The sequence below is a fragment of the Veillonella faecalis genome (assembly GCF_024677885.1).
In the GTDB taxonomy this organism is placed as follows: Bacteria; Bacillota; Negativicutes; order Veillonellales; family Veillonellaceae; genus Veillonella; species Veillonella nakazawae.
The window spans coordinates 178,719-202,372 of sequence record NZ_JALBWL010000002.1 but is presented as its reverse complement, the minus strand read 5'-3'; the positions used below and the strand labels follow the sequence as shown (position 1 = coordinate 202,372).

At 39.3% G+C, this 23,654-nt stretch carries 25 protein-coding genes and 1 tRNA gene; 2 read left to right on the top strand and 24 right to left on the bottom strand.

Annotation, left to right across the window (positions count from 1 at the left end; translation table 11 throughout):
• Positions 1-11: 11 nt before the first annotated feature.
• From MOQ65_RS04635 to MOQ65_RS04585, 11 genes are all read right to left on the bottom strand, one after another.
• Positions 12-554 (bottom strand): hypothetical protein, encoded by a 543-nt coding sequence (locus MOQ65_RS04635; RefSeq protein WP_156719889.1) that lies wholly within the window; start codon positions 552-554, stop codon positions 12-14.
• Between the two features lies 1 nt (position 555).
• Positions 556-1,152: a hypothetical protein gene (locus MOQ65_RS04630; protein ID WP_213467361.1), complete on the bottom strand. Its 597-nt coding sequence runs from the start codon at positions 1,150-1,152 to the stop codon at positions 556-558.
• A gap of 52 nt (positions 1,153-1,204) precedes the next feature.
• Positions 1,205-2,011, bottom strand: coding sequence for a hypothetical protein (locus MOQ65_RS04625; protein WP_156719887.1), 807 nt, complete (start codon positions 2,009-2,011; stop codon positions 1,205-1,207).
• 11 nt (positions 2,012-2,022) lie between these two features.
• A complete protein-coding gene (locus MOQ65_RS04620; RefSeq protein WP_257846819.1) occupies positions 2,023-2,220 on the bottom strand; it encodes a hypothetical protein in 198 nt (65 codons plus the stop codon).
• Positions 2,221-2,232: 12 nt separating this feature from the next.
• Positions 2,233-2,523, bottom strand: coding sequence for a hypothetical protein (locus MOQ65_RS04615; protein ID WP_257846818.1), 291 nt, complete (start codon positions 2,521-2,523; stop codon positions 2,233-2,235).
• Between the two features lie 71 nt (positions 2,524-2,594).
• On the bottom strand, positions 2,595-3,026 hold the full coding sequence (locus MOQ65_RS04610) for a hypothetical protein (RefSeq protein WP_257846817.1): 432 nt from the start codon (positions 3,024-3,026) through the stop codon (positions 2,595-2,597).
• A gap of 20 nt (positions 3,027-3,046) precedes the next feature.
• A complete protein-coding gene (locus MOQ65_RS04605) occupies positions 3,047-3,862 on the bottom strand; it encodes a DUF2262 domain-containing protein (RefSeq protein ID WP_257846816.1) in 816 nt (271 codons plus the stop codon).
• A 118-nt stretch (positions 3,863-3,980) separates the two neighbouring features.
• On the bottom strand, positions 3,981-4,811 hold the full coding sequence (locus tag MOQ65_RS04600; protein WP_257846815.1) for a DUF6630 family protein: 831 nt from the start codon (positions 4,809-4,811) through the stop codon (positions 3,981-3,983).
• A 234-nt stretch (positions 4,812-5,045) separates the two neighbouring features.
• Positions 5,046-7,190 carry a YadA-like family protein gene (locus tag MOQ65_RS04595; protein ID WP_257846814.1) on the bottom strand — a complete coding sequence of 715 codons (2,145 nt, stop codon included), beginning with the start codon at positions 7,188-7,190 and terminating at the stop codon, positions 5,046-5,048.
• Positions 7,191-7,417: 227 nt separating this feature from the next.
• Positions 7,418-7,494, bottom strand: a tRNA-Arg gene (locus MOQ65_RS04590).
• Between the two features lie 48 nt (positions 7,495-7,542).
• Entirely contained in the window at positions 7,543-8,532 is a 990-nt protein-coding gene (locus tag MOQ65_RS04585; RefSeq protein ID WP_257846813.1) for a 5'-nucleotidase, lipoprotein e(P4) family, read from the bottom strand.
• Between the two features lie 187 nt (positions 8,533-8,719).
• Between MOQ65_RS04585 and MOQ65_RS04580 the strand changes: the two genes are divergently transcribed.
• Positions 8,720-9,601: a hypothetical protein gene (locus MOQ65_RS04580; RefSeq protein WP_257846812.1), complete on the top strand. Its 882-nt coding sequence runs from the start codon at positions 8,720-8,722 to the stop codon at positions 9,599-9,601.
• A gap of 170 nt (positions 9,602-9,771) precedes the next feature.
• Here the strand turns inward: MOQ65_RS04580 and MOQ65_RS04575 are convergent, their stop codons facing one another.
• From MOQ65_RS04575 to purB, 7 genes are all read right to left on the bottom strand, one after another.
• Positions 9,772-11,040 (bottom strand): pectate lyase family protein, encoded by a 1,269-nt coding sequence (locus MOQ65_RS04575; protein WP_257846811.1) that lies wholly within the window; start codon positions 11,038-11,040, stop codon positions 9,772-9,774.
• 124 nt (positions 11,041-11,164) lie between these two features.
• Complete coding sequence (locus MOQ65_RS04570; protein ID WP_105086046.1) at positions 11,165-11,449, bottom strand: hypothetical protein; 285 nt, start codon at positions 11,447-11,449, stop codon at positions 11,165-11,167.
• A 109-nt stretch (positions 11,450-11,558) separates the two neighbouring features.
• Positions 11,559-13,025 (bottom strand): DNA polymerase IV, encoded by a 1,467-nt coding sequence (gene dinB / locus MOQ65_RS04565; protein WP_257846810.1) that lies wholly within the window; start codon positions 13,023-13,025, stop codon positions 11,559-11,561.
• 2 nt (positions 13,026-13,027) lie between these two features.
• Positions 13,028-13,372, bottom strand: a complete 345-nt coding sequence (locus tag MOQ65_RS04560; RefSeq protein WP_257846809.1) for an ArsR/SmtB family transcription factor — start codon at positions 13,370-13,372, stop codon at positions 13,028-13,030.
• A gap of 541 nt (positions 13,373-13,913) precedes the next feature.
• The gene (locus tag MOQ65_RS04555; protein ID WP_178885836.1) at positions 13,914-15,197 is read right to left on the bottom strand and encodes an adenylosuccinate synthase; all 1,284 of its coding nucleotides are present in this window, start codon (positions 15,195-15,197) and stop codon (positions 13,914-13,916) included.
• Between the two features lie 88 nt (positions 15,198-15,285).
• Positions 15,286-16,434, bottom strand: coding sequence for an MFS transporter (locus MOQ65_RS04550; protein WP_257846808.1), 1,149 nt, complete (start codon positions 16,432-16,434; stop codon positions 15,286-15,288).
• A 120-nt stretch (positions 16,435-16,554) separates the two neighbouring features.
• Complete coding sequence (purB, locus tag MOQ65_RS04545) at positions 16,555-17,850, bottom strand: adenylosuccinate lyase (protein ID WP_060923735.1); 1,296 nt, start codon at positions 17,848-17,850, stop codon at positions 16,555-16,557.
• A 233-nt stretch (positions 17,851-18,083) separates the two neighbouring features.
• Between purB and MOQ65_RS04540 the strand changes: the two genes are divergently transcribed.
• Positions 18,084-18,494, top strand: coding sequence for a CAAX protease (locus tag MOQ65_RS04540; protein WP_257846807.1), 411 nt, complete (start codon positions 18,084-18,086; stop codon positions 18,492-18,494).
• 95 nt (positions 18,495-18,589) lie between these two features.
• Here the strand turns inward: MOQ65_RS04540 and MOQ65_RS04535 are convergent, their stop codons facing one another.
• From MOQ65_RS04535 to MOQ65_RS04510, 6 genes are all read right to left on the bottom strand, one after another.
• Complete coding sequence (locus MOQ65_RS04535) at positions 18,590-20,242, bottom strand: malolactic enzyme (RefSeq protein WP_257846806.1); 1,653 nt, start codon at positions 20,240-20,242, stop codon at positions 18,590-18,592.
• A gap of 103 nt (positions 20,243-20,345) precedes the next feature.
• Positions 20,346-21,191, bottom strand: coding sequence for a hypothetical protein (locus MOQ65_RS04530; protein WP_257846805.1), 846 nt, complete (start codon positions 21,189-21,191; stop codon positions 20,346-20,348).
• Positions 21,192-21,195: 4 nt separating this feature from the next.
• Complete coding sequence (locus tag MOQ65_RS04525; protein WP_009352440.1) at positions 21,196-21,600, bottom strand: ExbD/TolR family protein; 405 nt, start codon at positions 21,598-21,600, stop codon at positions 21,196-21,198.
• Positions 21,597-22,202, bottom strand: a complete 606-nt coding sequence (locus tag MOQ65_RS04520) for a MotA/TolQ/ExbB proton channel family protein (protein ID WP_257846804.1) — start codon at positions 22,200-22,202, stop codon at positions 21,597-21,599. The genes MOQ65_RS04525 and MOQ65_RS04520 overlap by 4 nt, the downstream gene beginning before the upstream one ends.
• Positions 22,203-22,398: 196 nt before the next feature.
• Complete coding sequence (locus tag MOQ65_RS04515; RefSeq protein WP_257846803.1) at positions 22,399-22,659, bottom strand: hypothetical protein; 261 nt, start codon at positions 22,657-22,659, stop codon at positions 22,399-22,401.
• A gap of 50 nt (positions 22,660-22,709) precedes the next feature.
• On the bottom strand, positions 22,710-23,600 hold the full coding sequence (locus MOQ65_RS04510; RefSeq protein ID WP_005384998.1) for a DUF3829 domain-containing protein: 891 nt from the start codon (positions 23,598-23,600) through the stop codon (positions 22,710-22,712).
• Positions 23,601-23,654: the final 54 nt, after the last annotated feature.

The window sequence follows — 23,654 nt, the reverse complement described above, 5'->3', positions numbered from 1 at the left end:
TCTTCTAACCATTAGAAAAATAAATTTTCCGATTCTGTAATACTTCCATCATCTTCATGGAAATAGCAGGTATATACAGGTTCACGATGCGCCGCATCATAGAATTTCTGTAATACAAGTGAAAGTTTCATGTCTATTGGCATATGTAAAGCTTTCACAATGGGTTCCCATAGTTCCATTGGCGAATAAGAGATAATCTGAGACTGCTTATTCTGACCATATTCTTCAAGTACTGCCGCATCAGAATACTTACTTGAGTCACAGTAATCATGCCAACAAATACTAAAAACGATTAAGTGAAATAAATCGTCTATACTTTCAGCTAAACGGCCAGCGGCACCCTCGCTACTCCAATACCCTATGGATCCGTCCTCCAATAGATGATATTCACCGCCAGCGCCATCTACAGCAAATGCCATACCGGGCACAGAGAACGTGCAGCGACCTTCAGCCGTATCTCGTTCCTCCAACGCATCTAGCAAGCGAAAATCAAATAGTGTATCAAAATTTTCAGCTAACTTGGCATCATTTCGCAATATATCTAAATAACCCATCTTACACGCTCCTATTAGCAGAAATTATTCCTAGCAATTTAGCCTCTCCTTCATCAGATGTATCTAATAGCGGAATAGCTAACAAAAGTGCTTGCAAGGAGTAATAATAAAAGCTAAAGAATAAATCATCAGGGAATACGTCCTCTTCCTCATATCTAAGAACATCTTCGTCTTCATCATATTCTTCCGACCAAAGGTATTCTTCGTTGAGCATATCTTCAAAGTTCGGCAATGGATCTGCATGCTCTAGCATAAGACCATCTCGAATGCACTCAGCAATCACAACAAACAACTCAACCAATTGTTCTGCTAAATACTGAGCCACCTCATTATGAGCGCTCTCTTCCTGAGCTTTCTTAAAAATACGGAGCAAGAAAATCATGGCAAATGGTGTAGCATGCCACAACGTCGATTGATGCTCAATATTCTGTGCTAACGCCTCACCAGCCGCATCAACAGTTTCCATGCTTTCCATGTTCCACAACACATCAAGTTCTGTAGGAAAGTCTGTAGCACGGCCATAGGTTGTGGTTAACCGATGCCACGGTATATCACTGACTTTTACCGTTTCTATATATTGTTTCGTCATAGTATCCATTATAGTTATACCTTTATATATACGCCCATGTAGAAACGCCTTCGGCCAATGATTATTTCTCAATAACCGCTTTCACCAATTCATAGGTATCTATAAGGCGAAGTCTACCTATTCTTGGCTCGTCTGTAATCTCCTCATAGATATCCTCAAGCGTTCTTCTTGGTGCTAGTGTCCATAATTTACACGGATATAGTTCAACTGTCCCGATAATTTCCAAATTATCCAGTAACAAGCCTAAGTCCTTATGATTAAACCAACAATCTGTATCGATACCAAAATTTGTATTATCTTTCCGGCATGCGATTTTGCTATTTAAAAATTGCTCCATCGTTGGTTTTTCTTCTTGTAAAAGCCGCGTACAGGCTAAATGATATTCGATTTTCCGCGGCGATTGATCCACGTCAGAGACGAATATAGCACCATACTTGTTTTCAAACTTAACAGCTAATACGTCCCCCATCTTAAAATGAGGTTCTCTCTTCGTTTTAGATTTACGAACCTTAACAGGCTTCGGATTTTCGCTCTGTAGCTGCAGGGCTAACTTATCTAATACCTTTTGACGCTGTTTAAGGGCCTTATCATCGATTTCTAGCCAAAACTCATGAGGACCCTGAGCGATTATATCTAAGGCTTTCTGTTTAATGTCATCTGTTAGATGCCCTATCTTCCACAACGAATAAGCCACAGCAGTCCAATAAATCTCTGTGTAAAACTCATCAATGCAAAAATTTTGTTCTTCACTTAAGATTTCAGAAATTATGGTATCAACACTGACGCCATCCTTGTACCGCTCAACAATGGCATTATAAATATCATGACCGTCATCACTATCTATGATTTTCACACCGTCAATTGCCATATGAATCTCCTCTAGGACTCTCGTAATGCCAGTAGTGCAAATACTTCGTCCATATCAAGATTAAACATATTACTTTCAAGATTGATAGGCTCAAAATAGTAACGAACTGTATCTACCCCAAATTCATCTTCTAAATGGGCCCATTCTGCCCCTGAAAGCACGGTAAACCCAAGTGTATCGTTTCCAAGGCTTTCAACAAACCAGCGCACCTCATAATCAGGCTAAACGAAGTCGTTAAAGTATTTGATGGTTACATCCCGATCTTTCTCCTCACTATAAGGAATTTGCAGTTTTTTATCGCCCTTTTGTAACACAATATCGTCACCATAGAGCTTGCCATTACTAACAGTTTGAATATCGATAGGCTCATCCATCATATCATTGAAATAGTTCACCACATCCTCGTCATCCTCGCGCCAGTCAATCCAAATAATAGCCTCAGAATCAAATAAATCATCTAAATCCATATCATGACTGAAGAAATCTCTGACTAATTTATACATATCTTCCATGGTCTCTCTCCTATATATCACTTATATTTTTAGGTAGTCTACAACACCAGTATCCCCACTTTAATACAACTCTATAAGGTTTCATAAATCACATCTTGTTGAACCGTAAAGTTTTCATCAAAAGAAACTAAAACATATAGATGTCCTGCTGGGGATTCACCTATATCATAACCTAGTGCAAATGCGTCGTAACAACCTGATTTATTCAGCATTATATCCGTTAAGGTTAGTACAATAGACTCTTCTTGCGGTATTTCCTGTTGTATGAGTTCCTGTGCTAGTTGATCTAATTCATCTAATTCAACAGATAATTGTTTCCACATTGGTAGTGAAAGCACCTCAGCCTCAGTATAATTGGTACAACTAATATTAAGTTTTTGAAAGGCTTGTCCTTCATTCTCTAAACGATTAATGCCCAATCTGCGAGATACAAAGTAAACGCCATACGGTTCTTCAGACCAGCTTTCAACATTCCATAATGTCATTAATTCCGATTTTCTCATCAGGACGCTCCGTTAATTGATTATCCTGCAATATCCGCATCAACAGGGTTCCCATCCGCATCAATATTGGCTATGATGCAGTGTCCCCAGAAGATATCATCATCGTCATAATATACCTCTATGGTGCCATCGTTACGGAATGCCAATTCGCCCATCGTAATACGCTTAGCAAATACGTCTGATGTAATCGGGTCTTGGTCATCATTGTCGAGCCAATCATTAGCAAGGTCTAGTAATTTTTCACTAATATAGGTACTAATTCGTTGTTCAAATGCTTTGAAATTATCGATTGTATTGAAAGCAGCCAATGCTACAGTACAGCTTTCATCAGAGCCCTCATCTACATCAAGGGTGAATGCATAATCATCAATTCTTGCTGTGTAATATTGATACTCTCGATTTAACAAGAAGTCACCCCTGTCGGTATGAAGGTATTTAGGGGTTTTCAAATAAGCCGACAACACCTCTAATTCGCTATGTTTAGCATGTTCCTCTAACACCTCAAGCACATAATAGCGATTATTCCAAGATGGACGCATATAGCCCAAATCCTCTAAAGGCTTTGCTTTCTTAACCAACAATTTATAGACTCCATGGGGCTCAAAAGAATAACCCCATCTATCGTCAAGGCCCTCAATAATCCACGTCAAAATGCCTTCGCTACGGTCAAGCATACCAGTTCGAGTATCTAGGATAGCATCGGTGTCCACCAGTGGTCTATGATACTTATCTAAATAAGGACTAGCCCCATTCGCATCGCTGCGTGGCAATGCATAGATTTCAAACTCTTCCGATTCAAACTCTGCTTCATATTCTGGTAAACGTACAATACTCATATGACTCTCTCCTATTCATCACATTTTACGGTACAAACTATTTACAGTTAGAACTACATCCTTTTACAGATGATGCCATAGTATAATTACTTCTATAACATTAAAATGTTCTGTTGCATCACAAGTGTTCAGCTACATCAATTCTATGTAATAGTTCTTTCGCTAGTTCTTTGGCTATTTTGAATTCCTCATTTGAAAGCACCATAAGTACAAAGCTATCGGTTCCTGTGTCCATGCCTGCTAACGTATAGTTTTCCCACGTAGAATTAAGACTAGCACACCAGTCCATAATAACTTGATCTTCATCTAATGTTGCTGTATCAATAGTTAGATTTTCTCTAGTATCTAAAGACTTATTACGTATTAACTTCTGTACATAATAAATAAAATCCTCTAGTTCACATTTACAGTCTAACTCTACGGCATATCCTTTAGAGAGTAGTTCCTCATAGAGGTTCCACCAGCTATCTTCCAATTCTTCCAGGGAGCTCAACTTTACCTTGGTCATAAACGATTTAGCTTGTTTTGCATCGCCTAGCAACAACGTTGCTAATTCTGTAAATGTAGATCGCATCTGATCAATATCTAGATACACTGCTTCTACACACAAACTATAGTCAGGTACTCTGCGTTTTTTCATAAAAGCCCGCATCATCTTCACTGCGTCAGGATAACTTACATCAGCCATACGATAAGTCTTGCCATCTATATCTAAGAATAAATCTACTGCATCCTGCGTTTTACCTACACGTGCTTTCATGGCTGTACATCCATCGATGGCATGAGGTGGGTATAACTCCATGTACATATAAAATCCATCATGCATAGCCTTTAAGGTATTATCTATTCCGACTATATTAAAACCGTTTCCATTAGAACCAGGGCTCTTCAAGCGCCATTCTTCGAAATTATCAAATAGTTTTTCTTGAATCCAATTGTAAAAGCTCATATGCACTCTCCCCCATATACTGCTGTTTACATATAATGTTTAACTGACTATGTAACTAAATATGTAACTAAATATGTAACTGAATATGTAACTGAATATGTAACTGAATATATATCTTAATTATATCATTATTAAGGAATACTTATAATAAAAGCATAGGATAAAAAATACCCCTACAAGATACGTCTTGTAGGAGTATTGATCACACTATTTGGATTCTTATTTAGGTTCTAATTATTTAGATTCTAATTTAGCTGCCAATTCAGTATATTTTCGTTCTAACTCATTATATTTTTCAGATAGGTCTTTCATATCTTTCTTAAGTTGTGCTGCATCTTCAGTAGTTACCTCTTCAGAGCTTTTACCAAATTTGAAATTAGCACCTAAGCTAATAGAATTACGACCGTTACCAACAGTAGTAGCAGCATTAAACATTGTGTTTTTATTAGGGCGATAGAACGCACCTAACGCCGCTGCATTAGCATTTTTATAGTTACCAAAGCCAACGGAATAGGACCATTTGTCATGTTTATCGAAATCTAATGGATGCAAGCCAGCGAGTGCTGCAGAAGCCGCTGCTACGCTAGATACTTGTTGATCAGTGTAGGATTTAGCTTCATTTAAGCTATTAGCACCGCCATTAATAATACGATTATTTAATGTATTAATATCGCCTTCTATAGTAGTGATACGGTTTTCATGATTATCTACCACGTCTTTAATGGCATGTAATTGGGAGCCATTGACTGCATCAGTAGATGTCGCAGATACACGGCCTGCCGCTACATTTGTAATCGTACGTTCTGCACCACTATCACCAATGCTCAATGTACCAACCGCATTTCCACCAGCAAAGTTATAGGTTCTGCCGCCGATAACACCAGAGTTAGTAGATACAGCTGTAGCAGTAACAGACTTAGCACCTAGTGCAATGCTATTATCTGTGGCAGCCTTCGCATTCGTACCGATAGCGATGGAGTTTTCATTAAGAGCTTTAGCTGCATTTCCGATTGCAGTAGCGCTTTTACCAGAAGCCTCCGCTACAAAGCCAATAGCATTGGATGCAAAGCCTGTCGCTTTAGAAAGGCCAATCGCATTAGCCGCTCTGCCGGAAGCTACGGAAGACACACCAAGTGCTGTGGAGTATGTATCAGATGCTTGCGCATTATCACCGATAGCAGTGGATTGAGCACCAGTTGCTTTGGAAATAGTACCTACTGCAGTACCACCCCAGCCAGTTGCTACAGAGTCAGTACCGATGGATACGGCTAATTCATCAGCCGTCGTATTTCTACCAATTACAATACTACCTGCCTTAGCAATATTAGCTGCTTTACCGATAGCAATAGAATCAACGCCATCTACAGTCGCATTCGTACCGATAGCGATGCCATTTTCCTTTGTTGTAGTTGCGCTATGACCGATTGCTAAAGAGTCCTTTTCTGCTGCGTTAGCTAATGTACCAGCAGCAAAGGCACTTTTACCAGCACTAGTAGAATAGTTACCTAATGCTACAGAATCCTCATTAGAAGCTGCAGTTTTAAAGCCCAATGCGGTAGAATACGCACCGCTAGCATTTGCATAAGATCCCACTGCAGTTGTATTCATAGCAGTTGCTTCCGAATTGAAACCAAATGCAGAGGACTGATTACCAGAACCTGTGGAGCTATAACCTACTGCTGTAGCGTAATCATTTTTTGCTTTTGCATTATAGCCAATCGCTGTGCCCATAATGTTATTGGCCTTTGCATTATTACCAATAGCAACTGTATTTAGAGCAGTTGCTTCCGCTTTACGACCGATTGCATACGCATCGTTGTATGTTGCTTTCGCACTATCACCAAAGGCGATTGCATTATTACCTTGAACCTTGGCACCAGTACCACCTACCAAAGCATTATTGCCCTTAATGGTGTTATTCATGCCCAAAGCCACCGAATTCTGACCATCAATGCTATTACGGTTACCAATTAATAAAGAGTTAATTGCATTGTCATTATTAGCATGGTTAAAGCCACCTGCGATGTTATTAGTACCACCAATAGTATTGCTAGTACCTACTACCAAGCTGTGAGTAGCAGAGTTTGTATTATACCAACCTGATACGATACTACCTGGGCCAGATACAGTATTATTAGTACCAGAGGTGATAGTATCATTAGCGGAAGGTCGAACGGTATTCTTATCGCCACCAAGCAATATATTTTTTACAGGGGAGAACATACCCTGCTCAACTTTATTATCCCCACCATAGGCAATAGAATTTTGCATGCTTAGTGGCGCAGCAGTTGTAGCACTAATATCTAAATTAGATGCAGCAAAGGCTGTTGTAGTAATACCGGCGGTAATCATAGCCGTTAAAAGTAATTCTTTTTTCATGTGTTCTACCCCTTTTTAAGACAACACAAACAATATACTCAAAAAAAGATTCAAAGTTACCTAATGAAACCTGAATCGTATAGCACCCTCTATGCACCATTCATGATTTAACATGAATAAAGTATGAATATTACTCTAATATTATAATTCTAGCTCATAAGAATTGCAAGAAAATGCAAAAAAGAAGGTATACGGCTTTTATAAGCCGTATACCTTCTTTTCTATACTGGTGCGCCTAACCGGAATCGAACCAGTGACACGCAGTTTAGGAAACTGCTGCTCTATCCTACTGAGCTATAGACGCATGTATACTTTATTATATCGTTTTTAATAAAGTATACGCAAGGCGTCCTTATTGTTGTAGGTATTGGTTATTCACTTGTTTTTGTTCTTCTGGGCTTAGGTTTTGGTAGCCTTTTGCTAATGCACTAACCCAGGATCCGTAGGCAGGATTTGGGAATACAACAAAGGTAGTACCAAAGTCTTCTTTATGTTCATCGATGATAGCATTTCTTTCAGCTAAGGTCTTCCCTTTTGTACCAATTGGGAAGTCACCTGCATTATCACCCATAAACAAAATTATGCCGTACTTCTTAGTAATGGCATCAAAACGAGGTTGTTTATCAGAGTCTTTTTCGAATAGTAGTACATGTTCTTTATCGACCGATGGGAATCCTAGTTCTTTGAAGTTTTGTACTGTTACATCATAGTTAACAGGTGCATATCGGTTTGAAACGTAGAATATTTCAACACCTTGTTTATGTACTTCATTTAGGAACTCAACAGCACCTGGCATAGCTTGTGATTTACCTTGATGCACCGCTTGGCGCCACCAAGGAGCATCGAAGCGACCATTACCACTAGCAACGCTTTCACCCATCAGTTTAGTATTATCCACTACTGTTTCATCAGCATCAAGAACGATAGCAAGAGGTTTTCTTTGATGAGATGGATCAGTAACAGCCATCTTAACAAGATTTAGCGCCACATTGTACCCTTGATACGCTAGTGCTCTGTACTCTGCAGAGGTGCGCATCCATAAGAGCCCCATTGTTTCTGTTTCGGCTTGATACTGCTGTTTTTGCTTCAGTGCTACCTGCTCATCTAGCGCTACTGCAGCTTTTGTAGGCTCACTATTAGCAGCTACCGTATTAGCTACCGCATTCTTAGGCGCCGTACTATTAGTCGATTGGGTTGATTGAACCTCTGTAACAACCGCTGTAGGAACTACAGAATTTGCTTTCACCGCCGTCGGAGAATCCGCCTGCACTACAGACCCTACGCAAAGACTGCCGCCAAGGCAAGCCACCGCTACATACCATGCCAAACTACTACGTTTCATAATTGCCTCCTATCCACATGTGCTCTCTGTATACATCCAATACACAATGTAATTCTACATAGGTATACGAAAGTCCTCTATAGATTTATAGTCTATCTGTGTATTTTAAATCTATCTACACAAGAACTATGCTATAATACAGCTGTTGATAGTATTAGAGAGTTCTTATAAAAAAGAGGTATATGTAATGAAAGTATGTAAACGATCAATTATTACCAGTTCACTATTAGCTATATTGGCTATATCATCTGCATATGGGGCTACACCAGTACAGCCAACTGAAAGTACAGATGCTGCAGTGGTTGAGATGGATTATTCTAATATTCCAGAGCTAAAAAAATCTATCGAAAACGCAACACCTGCTATAGTACAATCTACGCTTAATATGTCTAAGGGAAAACCGACCAAAGATAAGCCCGTCTATTCAACAGTGACTATGTCTGGTAACCGTGTTGTATCCGTAAAAACTTACAAAACTAAAGAAGAACAAGAAAAGGCCATGTTAAAAGAGCGTAAACGCTTAGACAAGGTCACTGCAGAACGTCAGGCTAAAAGAAAAGACGAAACACGCACAGATATGCTAAAAGGTTTAACACCCATACCGTCCTATCCACCTGTCAGTGAAACACGCATATTACAAAGTGAAATGTTCTCTAGACCATTTGGCAGACAACTCGATTTGCGTTTAGTAGAGGCTTATACACAAGATTATGACAAGGCTAAACCTGGCGATATTTATGTCTATGCAGATTATGTGGATTACACATCTAAGCAGCTATTAGGTGAAAAAGATGGTACCACTGCTATTTCAGCTATGATTCTACGTGTAATCATGAGAAAAGACGAAAACAAAGCTTTCAGCATCGATGTAAATGCATACTTCATAAATCCAACAACACATACCATTTCCATAAGTCGGTCCGAAGATGTAAAAGGCATCGATATCAAGAAAGAGGAAAGAGCTGAAGCTGTATTCAAACTACCATCCCACCAATTGCAAGCCGGCGATCCTCAGTATGAAATCGCTAAGCTTATGTATCAAGACCTAACAAATAAGAAATTTGATTAGCGATATTTAAATACACTCACCACGACAAAAGCCCCTCCTTACTATGAGTTACATAGCAAGGAGGGGCTTCGTTTTAATTTAAGGAAGTTCTTTCTTAGAATAATAAAATAAGTAATAATATGACAAATCAGTAATGTCCGCTTCTATAACACTAATACAAAGAGATTAGCTTATCTAGTATTCTTAAATATCCCCGCATTCTGCAAGACCTTTTCTTTTACCTCATTCAAAGGATCTATTGTCGTGAACAGTTCAGGTTTCCAATCTACAGGTGTTAACGTATCATTAAATGTATCAACAATTTTTCCATTAAACATATTATTAATAGTTGTAAGTTGTTTTCCTCCAAATACTTTCACAAACGATGTATAGTCTTTACCTACTATGTCCGCTACATTGCTTTCAGCATAGATTTGAGAGTTTTTGCCGACGCCTAAGGAGTAAGCATACGCATATTCACCATTGGTAGTATCTGACACAAAATAATTGTTGTACATATGAACCTGTCCATATCGTACTCTAGGTACGCGTTGTACTACATTATGGAAATAGTTATGATGCAAGGTGACATGTAATTTTCCTTCATCTGCTACGTTTGAATCACTGTTGCCTATCAACATGGTTTTATTGTGATTTTCAAATGTTGAATAGGATATAGTTATATAGTCCGCTTGATTGGTAATATCCAGTGATCCATCCCTATGCTCGTATTTACGGCCAAAGTATGTTTCTACCGTTTCAGGAGCATCTTGGAACGAACAATGATCAATCCAAATGTGCGTACCACCTTTTATGGAAAGACTATCATACTGAGAATTCCAATTGCCCTCTGGACCATCCTTAGGGTCCCAAGCAGGAAAATAGTCATAAGGCGATTCAAATTGTACATTTCTTATGATGATATTATCCGCATCGAGGACCAAATCTACACCCTTTAATTTTGCATTATCCATGCCAATGATACTTGTATTAGCCGGTACATGAATGGTAATAGACTGACTTTGATTCTTTTGTGACGCCTTGCGCTTTTCTTCCTGCTCATCTTTCAAACTCTTAGGCGCTGTGCTATGTGGCTTATGAGTTTCTAAATATTGTTGAAAGTCATAACCATCGGCCATGTAATCTTTCATCGTCAGCGATTTGCCAGTATCATCGGTGTCAAAATCTATGGTGCCATAAACCAGCACAATCTTAGAGTCCGTATTTTTTCTATTCTTAAGAGCAGCTACAAATTCTTTTTTATTCGTCACTTTAAATACATTCTGCTCTGTAGCATTAGCGCCACCAGTAGTGCCATTACCTACGGAGGCAAATCCGTCCTGTTTTGGTAACACTTCACGCATAAAGGTAGGGCGTTCAGCAGAACTGTGTAAAAAGTTCACCATTATAGCAATGATTAATGCTATAAGAAATCCAATGGGTATCATTATCTTTTTCATACATTTCATTCCTTACTGTCTAGTACGTTGCAGCATATTATAGTAGTATTCTCACAAAAACGATAGCCACAATAAGAGAACCCCTTCATAGCACCAACATGGCTACGAAGGGGTTTCATTTTAATTATGCTGGACGGCTCCAGTCGACTTGTACGTCAATAGCTTCCCACATGCGTGTTAAAGCTAATTTTAAGTTATCCAAAGATTCTAATGGTTTTACATTCAACCGTTCATATGTATCAAGACCTGTAGCATGCTCGATGGCATGTTCATTGTTCAAGTAAGCGATAACCTTATCAGCCCACTCTTGTTCAGGTAAATCTACGGACACTGTTTTTGTTTCTGTGTCATAGGACAAGAAACCATTGCTGTTGATGCCATAATGAATGGCTACACGAAATAAACTCATATCTATACCTCTCTTGCGGTAATTTTTAAACACTATATCCATATTGTAACATGAATAAATATATTAGCGAAAGTATTCAATATAAACTTTATGAGTCTATTGTATCGAGTTATATGTCTTCGTTAATGTCTCCTACATCATCATTCTTATATAGGTCAAGGTCCTTATCCATTTTAGTAGATTCTACATCCTCAGTAGTAGACTGTGCATCTACTGCGGACTTTAGTTCCGATCGTTTTCTACGCGTTCCATTGTCTCCGTGAAAGCGCTGCCATAGAGCCCCACTCATAACGGCAGTTTCACCAAATTTAGACTCTAATGAATCTAATACACCAGCCAGTTTATTTTCAGTCTCATTTTTAGGTGATTCGAAAAGACTATCTTGCATAGGCACCTCTTCATCGAGACCACTTACGGTAAGGCCTAATAGTCGTATAGGGCCCGGGGGATCCATAAAGGCAATCTCACTAGAACCACCATAGTTTGAGCTACTATAGTTTGAATTAGTAGATTTTAAATTTGTAGATTTAACCTTCGTAGTGGCTCCTAATACTTCAATGTCTTTCTTTGTGCCTTTCGGTTTTTTACTGGTCTTATCTTGCATCAGTTTATTCCACAAGAGCAGAGCCGTTTCAAAAAACACATGCTCATGGTCTGATGGCGTGTCTAACCGCTTTTGGCGGGATACGGTAGTGAAATCATCGTACCGAACCTTAATGGATACGGTATGACCTAAGAGATTACGTTTTCGCAATCGTTTGGATAAGCGGTTAGCAAAGTATCTAAACTCTAATTCAATAGCATTACCATCCGTTAAATCTTCTTCGTATGTCTCCTCCGCACCAATAGATTGTATTTTGCGATCTGTTTCCACCGGTCTATCGTCAATCCCATTTGCTAGTTCCCATATGCGGCGCGCCTGGTTGCCCACGAGAGGAATTAAACAGCTTTCATCAGGCAACGCTTGAATATGACGCATCAAGTGAAAGCCCCCTGTTTTCAAGATTTTTTCTGTACGAGGACCTACGCCCCAAATGCGTTTAATCGGTAATGGAGCTAAAATCTCTTTTTCACGGCCATAAGGTATGACTACGAGGCCGTCGGGCTTATCTAAATCGGATGCCAATTTGGCAAGGAATTTATTCGGTGCTAGCCCTGCAGAGATAATAAGACCAGTTTCCTCAAATACTCGATCTTTAATGGCTCTGCCCAGTGCTTTTGGTCCACTATACATGGTAGACATACCGCTAACCTCGAGAAAGGCTTCGTCGATAGATAGAGGCTCAATGTGAGGCGTAAATTCTTTCATAATAGAAAAAATCTGATGAGATACCTCTTTGTAACGATCCATACGCGGATACACATAGACGCCATCGGGACAGAGTTTCTTAGCACGTGAAATAGGCATCGCCGAATGAACACCGAATTTGCGAGCCTCATAGGAGCAGGTAGCAACGACGCCACGTGAAGAAAGACCACCCACAATTACGGGGTGGCCTTTATATTCTGGATGATCCAATTGTTCGATGGACGCGAAAAATGCATCCATATCAACATGCATAATCCATCGTCTCATTGTTACGCTTCTTTTTCGTGCTCAGAAATACGGCAGTATTTAATTTGCGCGCAAATACACTCATCCTTAGATTTATATAGTTGAGGGATGATATCTAAAATATCGCTAAATGTAGCTTCATTAATGGAATAACGAGTCCATAAGCCATTACGTTGAGAGTTAACTACACCTGCATCAATTAAGATTTTCATGTGGTAGCTCAACGTAGATTGGGACAAATTGAAGCTAGCTAAAATATCAGCTGCACATAATTCATTGCAAGACAACATATCGATGATGTGTAATCTTGTTTCATCGCTTAATGCCTTAAAAATCGTAGCTAAACGTTCGTAAGAAACTTCAACCATATCTTTAACTCCTCAAATCCGTATCAAAAAATGTCAATCTACTTTATTGACTCTATTATATACTATTTCTTAATGTAAATCTATTTTTTTCTTTATATTTGTATCTTAATAATTTATTATGAATATCATTTTTATATAGATGAGTAATTTTTACCACATTATAAACTAATTTAAGCACGTTATAGTTTGTATATTGTGAATATTTTAAATAAATTTTCATCTCATAGATTTATTTAGTTATACATAATTTTGCATATATAAAAGTTGTGTAAAATATTCTTCTATAGAATTTTCGATATACACATTTTCCGATAACCTTATAGCATACTTCGATATACCGCACTATATTAGCAATCTAAAGGATTAGATATAAACTATACCGATTTTGTGTTCTAATGACTTTCAATACAAAAGACCCCTCATAGAGGGGCCTTATCTGTATAATTCTATAAGTCGATTGTATAGTAGGAAAAACATAGAATTTATAATGATGAATTCTAGTCTACTCTAGAGCAATCCTATTATATCAAATTAGTATAGCTTAAAATACGTTTACTAAATCAATAGTTTGACTGCGGTTAGGGCCAACGGATACGATACCCAAAGGTACGCCTGTTACTTCTGCAATACGTTCTACATATTTGCGAGCATTTTCAGGAAGATCTTCGTATTTACGGATACCAGAGATATCTGTTTCCCAACCTGGCAATGTTTCGTATACTGCTTCGCATGCTTCAAGGTCTTTCAAGTTAGCTGGGAAGCCTTCTACATCTTTACCATTCAATTTATAACCTACGCAGATTTTCAATTCTTTGAATGTATCAAGAATATCCAAACGAGTGATTGCAAGGTAATCAAGGCTGTTAAGACCTGCTGCGTATTTTACAACCATAAGATCTAACCAACCGCAACGACGAGGACGACCAGTTACAGTACCGAACTCATGACCAAGTTTGCGAAGGTTATCGCCAGTTTCATCAAGAAGCTCTGTAGGGAATGGACCTGCACCAACGCGTGTTGCGTATGCTTTTACTACACCGAAGATATTTTTCAAGTAGTTTGGACCAATACCAGCACCTGTGGAAGCACCACCAGCGATTGGATGAGAGGATGTTACGAATGGATATGTACCATGATCAAGGTCAAGCATAGTTGCTTGCGCGCCTTCGAACAACACCTTTTTATCCTCTTGCACTGCTTTCAAAACAGCGATATTAGTATCTGTTACATATGGTTTCAATGCTTCAGCATATTTGATGTAGTCAGCTAAGATTTCATCGTAGTTAACAGGTTCAGCATCATAAACCTTTGTAAGCATTTTGTTTTTGAATTCTACATTGTATGCTAATTTTTGTTTGAATGTATCCAAGTCATACAAATCGCAGATACGGATGCCGATACGGTTAATCTTATCAGCATAGCAAGGACCGATACCGTTTTTAGTAGTACCGATTTTAGCATCCCCTTTAGATGCTTCCTCTGCATTATCTAACGCGATATGATATGGCATGATAACATGCGCACGGTCAGAAATTTGAAGAGATTTTGCAGATTTACCTTGTTTTTCAAGACCTTCAATTTCTTGTAACAAAACTTTAGGGTCGATAACAACACCAGTACCAACGATATTTTGTTTATCATCATACAAGATACCACTTGGTAATAGGCGAAGCGCAAATGCTTTGTCATCTACTACAACAGTATGACCTGCGTTATTACCACCTTGACTGCGCACTACAACGTCCGCACGTTCCGCAATCCAGTCAACGATCTTACCTTTACCCTCGTCACCCCATTGAGTGCCGATAACCATACTTGTTGCCATATCTATATCCTCCATGTGAAAGTCTAAATAATTCACTAACATTATACAACAATGTTCGGACTCTGTGAAAGTATTTATTGTGCCAGTACTATTTTGGTTCTTTAAGCCATAGGCTCATTAGGAGCCCCATAAGTCCTACAGGTATCAATGTCATCAAAGCAGTTTGCACGTCATAGATGTCTGCTAGATGGCCTACATATGGCGCTACAAGGCCGCCTAAGGTAATGCCAAGGCCTAGTGTAATCCCCGATGCAAAGCCTGCATTTTTAGCAAGGTATTTTTGACCTAGTACAGTAATGGGTCCGTATTGTGAGAATACGCCAAAGGCCATCGGTATCATAGCACCGAAGAAGCCCCAGATATTAGGCACAAATATAAACACTAAAACGGATGGCAAGAAGATAAGATTGCCTAAGCGCACCGTTTTAAGGAAGCCTAATTTATCAGATAAAGCCCCGCCCATATAGGTAAGGACTGCTCCCATTGCAAAGTACATAGTTAGCGCCAAACTAGAGGCACTGGCTTCGCCGTTAATAACGGTAATGTATAGAATAGGAATAAAGATAGATAGTACAGAGAACAATATAGATCGTGAAGCGATTACAAAGAATAGCTTACCAAAGCTTACCCAATCGTTGGCACCAGTATTAGTGGACTTAGCAGAGCTTTTACTTTCACCAATAACATCGGTAGCTGCAGAACCTGTAAAGGCATACACATACAATAACACACCAATTAAGGCAATGGCCGTGAACACCCAAAGGAACTGAGCGCCAAAGACGTACACACCACCAGCAAGGAGCGGCCCCATTGCAAAACCAGCGCTACCGCCTACGGCAAAGCGCCCCATAGCATTACCAAGCTCATTGGATTGCATACGGTTTACAAGAAGTGCCGCCTCAGGATGGAACAATGCAGCCCCAAGGCCTGCAATGAGCGATAGAGCAAGTATCATCTCATAGCTCGTCGCCAGTGCAATGGCACTAATGGAGACTAATGTTATAGAAAAACCTACAGGAATGAACCAAGGCACGCGCCACCGATCCGCCACATAGCCCAAGATAGGTTGGGCTATAGAAGCCACGATGGTGTTACAGAAAATGATAGATGCTGATTGATAGTAATTAAGCCCAAAGTTAGCAATAAAAAACGGTATAAGCGCCGCTAGAGATCCTTGTCCAAAGTCATTAATACAATGAAAAATAGGCGGTCCGTATTTTCGTATAATACGTTTCATATAACCTCCTAAAATAAATAAAAACAGGTAGATATAGCCAACACCTAATGCATGTGCCATAGGCTTGTTGGTCTATACCTACCCTAATCTTTCATATGTTATGTGGGAAGTACCCTACAATTATAGGCCAAAGCGAGCCATGATTGTATCTACATGTTTCAATAATTTATGAGGATCGAAGCATGCATCGATTTCTTCAGCAGTCATGTATTTCTTGATGTTTTCATCAGATTTAAGACCTGTAGCGAAATCTTTACCTTCAAGCCAACGTTCCATAGCGTATTTTTGAACCCAACGGTATGCTTCGTCACGTACGGCACCTTTGTCTACAAGGTGAGTCAAAATTGTTTGGCTGAATACAAGACCACCTGTAAGGTTAAGGTTTTTAAGCATTGTTTCAGGATATACCAACAATTTATCAATTGTACGGATTGTAAGGTGAAGCATGTAGTTCAACGAAATTGTTGCATCTGGTAAGATGACACGTTCTACAGAGCTATGGGAAATGTCGCGTTCATGCCACAAAGCTTGGTCTTCGTAAGCAGATTGAGCATAGCCACGAAGCAAGCGAGCCATACCGCAAATTCTTTCACATGTAATCGGATTACGTTTATGAGGCATCGCAGAAGAACCCTTTTGTTTAGGGCTGAAATATTCTTCCGCTTCGCGCACTTCAGTACGTTGAAGATGACGAATTTCCAAAGCGATTTTATCCAATGTACCGCCTACAACAGCGATAGTGGATAACAATTCAGCATGACGGTCACGTTGTACGACTTGTGTAGCGATTTTAACAGGTTCAAGACCTAATTTTTCGCATACATATTGTTCTACGAATGGATCGATGTTGGAGTATGTACCAACTGCACCGGACAATTTACCAACAGCTACGCTTTTACGAGCGTGTTCCATGCGTTCGATATCGCGTTCTACTTCAGCCATCCACAATGCTAATTTCAAACCAAATGTAGTAGGTTCACCATGAATACCGTGAGTACGACCAATCATAGGTGTATATTTGAACTCAGCTGCGCGACGACGCAATACTTCGTGCAAACGTTTCAAATCTTCAATCAAGATGTCGCATGCTTGTTTCATCATGTAACCAAGTGCTGTATCTTTAACGTCAGTAGATGTAAGGCCAAGATGAATGTATTTAGCCGCTTCAGGACCTACGTATTCACCTACTGCTGTTACGAAGGAAATGATATCGTGGTTTGTTTCCTTTTCGATTTCATGAATGCGTTCAACGTCGAAATTGCCCTTTTCACGAATGGCTTTAGCCGCTTCTTTAGGGATAACGCCCAACTCAGCTTGTGCCTCGGATGCCAATGTTTCTACCAATAACATTGTGTCGAACTCATTGCGTTCGCTCCAAATATGGCCCATTTCTTCTCGTGTATAACGTGGTATCATGATGTCTCCTTTGCATGATAAAAGCTAGATTTCTTATAGGATAATTGTACCATATGTGAAAGCTCCATTCAATGAATGGACCTAAATTTTCCGAATGATAATTACATTAAATTTACTAATTGTTCGTATTTATTGGTACACCATACTTTAACTTAGAATTTATACTAATAAAATGATATACTAGAGCTATCTGAAATATACAGGAACTTGTATATCATTATCGGGAGGCTTTCATGGCAAATTTAAATCGCAAAGAGCGTCGTGCACAGCGCAACGAATCAAATACTATAGGCATACTATTGCGCCTATTCTTTGTACTCAGCTTTATCGGCTTGGCCGTAGTTCTGTTTGGAGAACTTGATCTCAACTATGTATTCTCCATCTTTACAGCAGATATCATCGTATCCTTAATTTACGTGATACTCAATAAATCTCGCATTACTACATCCTTAGCGGTTAACACCAATGTACGCGTTATCATTGCATTCCTCATCATGCTAGTAACTATGTTCTTCTACGCCTTTGCATTATGGCGTGTCGATCAGTTTAGTGCGCCTATGCAGGTCACATTATTTATCGGTGGCGCCATCGTATATCTTGCGGTGTTTAACTCTACCAAAACAATGCTTACAAACCAAGACTAATACAAACATAACAAAAGAGGCATATCTTACATACATGCGTATGTGAGGTATGCCTCTTGTTATTATTTATCTAATTATTGATGTACTGTTATTAATTATTTTTTGTATTCTGGTTTCCACAAGATAGCATCAATCGCAGCATCAATATCTTGTTCAGGTGCTAAGCCTTCTTTGATGGCACATTCGGCAACAGCTTTAGCAACTGTACGAGAGAATTGTGTTAATTTTGCTACTGGTGGTAACGTAGCTGCACCTGGTTTTGTAGTATCTACAATACCTTGTAAGGCATGAGCTGCTGCGGAAATCATAGCATCACTTAAGCGAGTTGCATTGACAGCTAATACACCAAGACCTACACCTGGATAAATGAGTGCATTGTTAGCTTGTCCAATATCATATGTTACACCTTTAAGTTCGATAGGTGAATATGGCACGCCTGTTGCGATAAGAGCCTTTCCATCTGTCCATGTTAACAGATCTTGTGCACTTGCTTCTGCTAATTTTGTCGGGTTAGATAATGGGAAAATAATAGGTCTTTCTACATGACTAGCCATTTCTTGGACAACCTCTTTTGTGAAAGTGCCTGGTGCTGTCGATGTACCAACGAGAATTCCTGGTTGTACAGCTTTAATAACAGCATGTAAATTAGTTAATTCATTAGCATTAGTGAATTCAGAACGTTTGCGAGCGAACGGCTTTTGCTCGATTGTTAAGTCTGTCATGTCATCGAATAGGAGACCTTGTTTATCTACGAGGTAGAAACGACTTCTAGCTTCCTCCTCGGATAGCCCTTGCGCTATCATTTCAGACATTACAAGGTTGGCGATACCTACACCTGCTGTACCAGCGCCAAAGCACACATATTTTTTATCAGTTAATGTGTCCCCGCTAATTTTGAGTGCTCCTAAGATGCCTGCAAGGGAAATGATACCAGTACCTTGAACATCATCATTGAAGGTAGCAATTTGAGGACGATATACTTTTAAAATTTCAGTAGCATGGTCGCGACCAAAATCTTCCCAATGTAGGTATAATTTAGGGAATTTAGATTCTACGTGACGAACAAAAGTTTCAATAAATTTATTGTATGCATCTCCTGTGATGCGGTTTTTACGAACCCCTAGATATAATGGATCCTCAAGAAGCTCTTGTCTATTTGTACCTACATCAAGTACAACTGGTAGTACCCATTCAGGATTTACGCCTGCTGCTGCAGTGTAGACCATTAATTTCCCTACAGAAATATCTACGCCGTTAGTACCCCAATCGCCAATCCCCAAGATTTCTTCTGCATCAGTAACTACAATTAAGCGAATATCACGACCATCTGCAGCTCGATCTAAAATAGTATCAAGTTGATCAATATTCTCTTCTGTAATATAGGCTGCATATTCTGGATCAATGAATTCGTGGCTAAAACGTTCTATACTTTCAGCTATAACAGGATCATAAACGATTGGCATCATTTCAACAACATGCTCGCTAAATACTTTGAAGAATAGAGTGCGATTTGTGGAGAAAATACGCATTAAGAATTCACGTTTTTGTAATAGAGAATCTTTGCGACTAAATAATTCATAAGTTTGGGTTGCTTGCTGTTCTAACGTTTGTACAACTGGAGGCAATAAACCTTCAAGACCAAGGTTTTTACGTTCTTCCTTTGTAAAGGCAGTACCTTTATTTAGGAAGGGATTGTTCAAAATTTCATAAGCTTTCATATAAACCTCCTGATAGGAACTACTTGGCACGACTTACTACTGTACCTACTTTAATCATACACTAACTGTCAAGAGAGTTTTATAAACATAAAAAGAGGCATATCTTACATACATTTGTATGAGATATGCCTCTTTATTGTCCTAGAATAACGGGAACCGCTAAGTAAACAGGTTCGCCCCGTCGGTTAACAATGGATCCACTGCTTTTGATGATGCGCAGTGCTTCGTCTCGTACAGCTGGTGGTACATCGTCCACGATCAGTGGCGTATGTTCGCCAACGATGACATTACCGTTAACATCAAAGTTAACTCGTACTACCACCTTGCCTGTTACGACAGATGCTCGCCCCTGTTCTTGCACAGTCCGCAAATAGTCATGAGGATTAATATCTGGTTTTTGTAAAAGCGCTTGTTGTCCTGGCGTCAATAAACTCAATGCTAAATCAGATAAGACAGATAAGTCACTAGATTCAGGCAATCCATCTCCAGTTGCATTCGGATCTGATGTTATCTCTTTACCGATAGGCGCTTTACTATTCTTGGAGGATTTTCCATCCTTAGAATCTGCTCCGTGCGTAACTACAGCTTGTTCACTGCTACTCGTTTCCGATTCAATAGCCTTTGGAACAGTCCATTCTCGGCGCACACTAGATGCTGCTGTACTTTCACTTAACTCTTTAGTACGTTCCTCCTCTGGCTTGCGCTCATTCACCAAAGAATTCGCCTTAGGTGCCGCGCCTTCTGGAGTTACGTTCTGTAGTTTTTCCATAGGATTTTCCGCTGGTTTCGGTGCAGTGTCAACAGCCTCAACCCCTGTATCGCTTTCACCATCATCAGGCAAATCAAAGCTAATTTCCGCCGCATCATGGGCAGCACCTGTACCTGCCATTCCCCGCAAAGAAAGGCCCATACCAGAAATCAGCATAGTCGTAATCCCTAAGGACACAATAAACGGTTTCAAATAATGCGATTCAAACATAGAATCACTTCCGTTCTGTGGCAACGCTAATATATTTAGCACCATTCACCTTGAGCATGTCCAATAGAGCGATAACCTCGCTGTAATACACATCCTTAGATGCGCGAATGACAAAAGCTTGTCGAGGTGCCTGCTTCACGATAGATTGTACCTCTTCAGCCAATCGGTCGGAAGAGATTTCCTGATTGTCGATATATAGCGTGTGCGTTGTGGTGAGCGTAATCGTAATAGGTTCAATAGATTTTGCTGTAGATGTGGATGCAGATGGCAAATTGAGCGGAATTTGTTGCTCTGTATTCATGTACAGCGTGCCAACCATGAAGAATACCAATAAGAAAAATACGATATCGATCATAGGGATAATCATGATGGTCGGTTCTTTTTTAACCCCTAATGTGCGTCGTCTCATATATCATGTTCCTCGTTGTATGCATCGAGGATATTACCACACTCATGCTCTAAGGTAGTAATAGAATCGTTTACCTTTGCCGCACAGTAACTGTGAAAGCCAAGAGCGATAATCGCTACAGTCAAGCCTGTCGCTGTTGCTACCAAGGCTTCGGATACACCGCCTGTAATGATGGTAGGCGCACCAATATCGCCACCTACGACAGCAAAGGCGCGAATCATGCCAAGCACGGTCCCCAATAGACCCAATAGTGGAGCCATGGTTACGATCATACTAAGCCAGCTAAGGCCGCGTTTTAAACGCTCATCGGCGTAAGACACTACGTCTTGCAAACGGTTTTCTAGACCATTATAGTTCTTTGCACTGCGCATAGCGCGAGCAAACAAAGCGCCAAGCTCCTCTGTATCGCGTTCCAGAACACTTGGTAACATGACCCAAGATTGATTCTTCTCTAACACCTTATTAAAGCGACGCAAGTCCTTTGTAAACTTGCGATATAAAACGATACGCTCAATGCCAATCATCAACGCAAAGAGCAAAAAAATTACTAGCGGATACATTACAAATCCACCAGCCACAAATAAATGCGCTATGCTACTCATACTAACCTCCAAAAGCCTTTACCCTCTAGGCCCCAATACCCTTTATTATATCATGTTTTAAGGGATCTAAAAATAATTATGAGTTAAAAAAAGGCTATACTAATAGTGATACACATATTAGTATAGCCCTTTATTTTGCTTTATTTTGCTTTTATTCCGTCATGATTTTATAGCATAATCATAGCATTTGTATGGTTTATTGGTCTTTTTTTAGGAATTTTACAAGTATGCCACCGATTGTTAAGGACACGCCAAAACCAGTAAAGAACATACCGAGGGAATACATCCATGCATAGGTTTGATTATTAGAAGAAATCGCTTTCGCTGCGTCTCGTGCATTAGTAGCGTTTCTTGCAATTTCCAAATTTGTTGTAGCTGGATCTGGATTTAATAATAGGATAACAATACCTATAATCAGAACAACTATACCAACGGGTAATAACATTTTCTTGCTCATTTAAATATTCCTCTCCTAACATTTCATAACATGGTATATACGATTAGATATTATTTATCGAGTTTGTTCATATCCAAGCGATTTACACTGCCAATAAAGCTATTGTAGGATTCAATCATATCATTGTAATGATCAGCTGTTTGGTCACCTAAGAATGTACGAATTCTACCAATAGTTGTATTTAAATGATTTTTAGCAGAGTTATAGTCCGGACTAGTAATGCTGCTGGATACATCCATGATTCCTTGCAACTCTTGGTTCGCCGCATTTACATCGATTTGCTTGCCTTCTTCAAAGCTATCCAATAATGCAGTTAAACGTAAATGAACTTCTTGAGCAGCAGCTGCATTTTTCTTACCGGAATCTTTAAGTTCTTTCAACTGTTCTTGTTGATTTTCCGTATTATGTTTATGAATTACTGCGTCTAACTGATTATATGCTGCATAGAATTGATCATATAGTTGAACGTATTTAGGTCCTAATTGTTGTTCCTTAGCATAATTATCTGCTTGATATGAATTAGTTTGGTAGTACGTATCCAATTCATTTGCTACTGGTACAATGTCCTTTAATACGGCTAATACGTTATCAAGAGGTTCCTTCATATCATCATATGGTATACCGGCATCTTTAGCGGCTTGTAATTTTTGTTGTAAGCTATCAAACTTTGGTGCCATAAAGCTTGATAAATGTTGACCCTCTCTTAGTTTTTGAATGGAAGGATTAATAGCATATCCAAAGCGTACGGTACCACTGTTAAAATTACCAACTGCTTCAATATACTGATTAAAGACTTGAATGTCTTTTTGCGATGCCTTTTGAGCGCCTTGCTGCACCCCATTGGCAATCTTAGAAAAACTACAACCACTCAAAAATAATGGAGCTGTTAGAGTAGATGCACACAATACGGCTGTTAACATTTTCTTTACTAGTGGTTTCATAATGACCCTCTCTTTTTAATCACATACAAGTAACAATCTATGATTAAATTATAT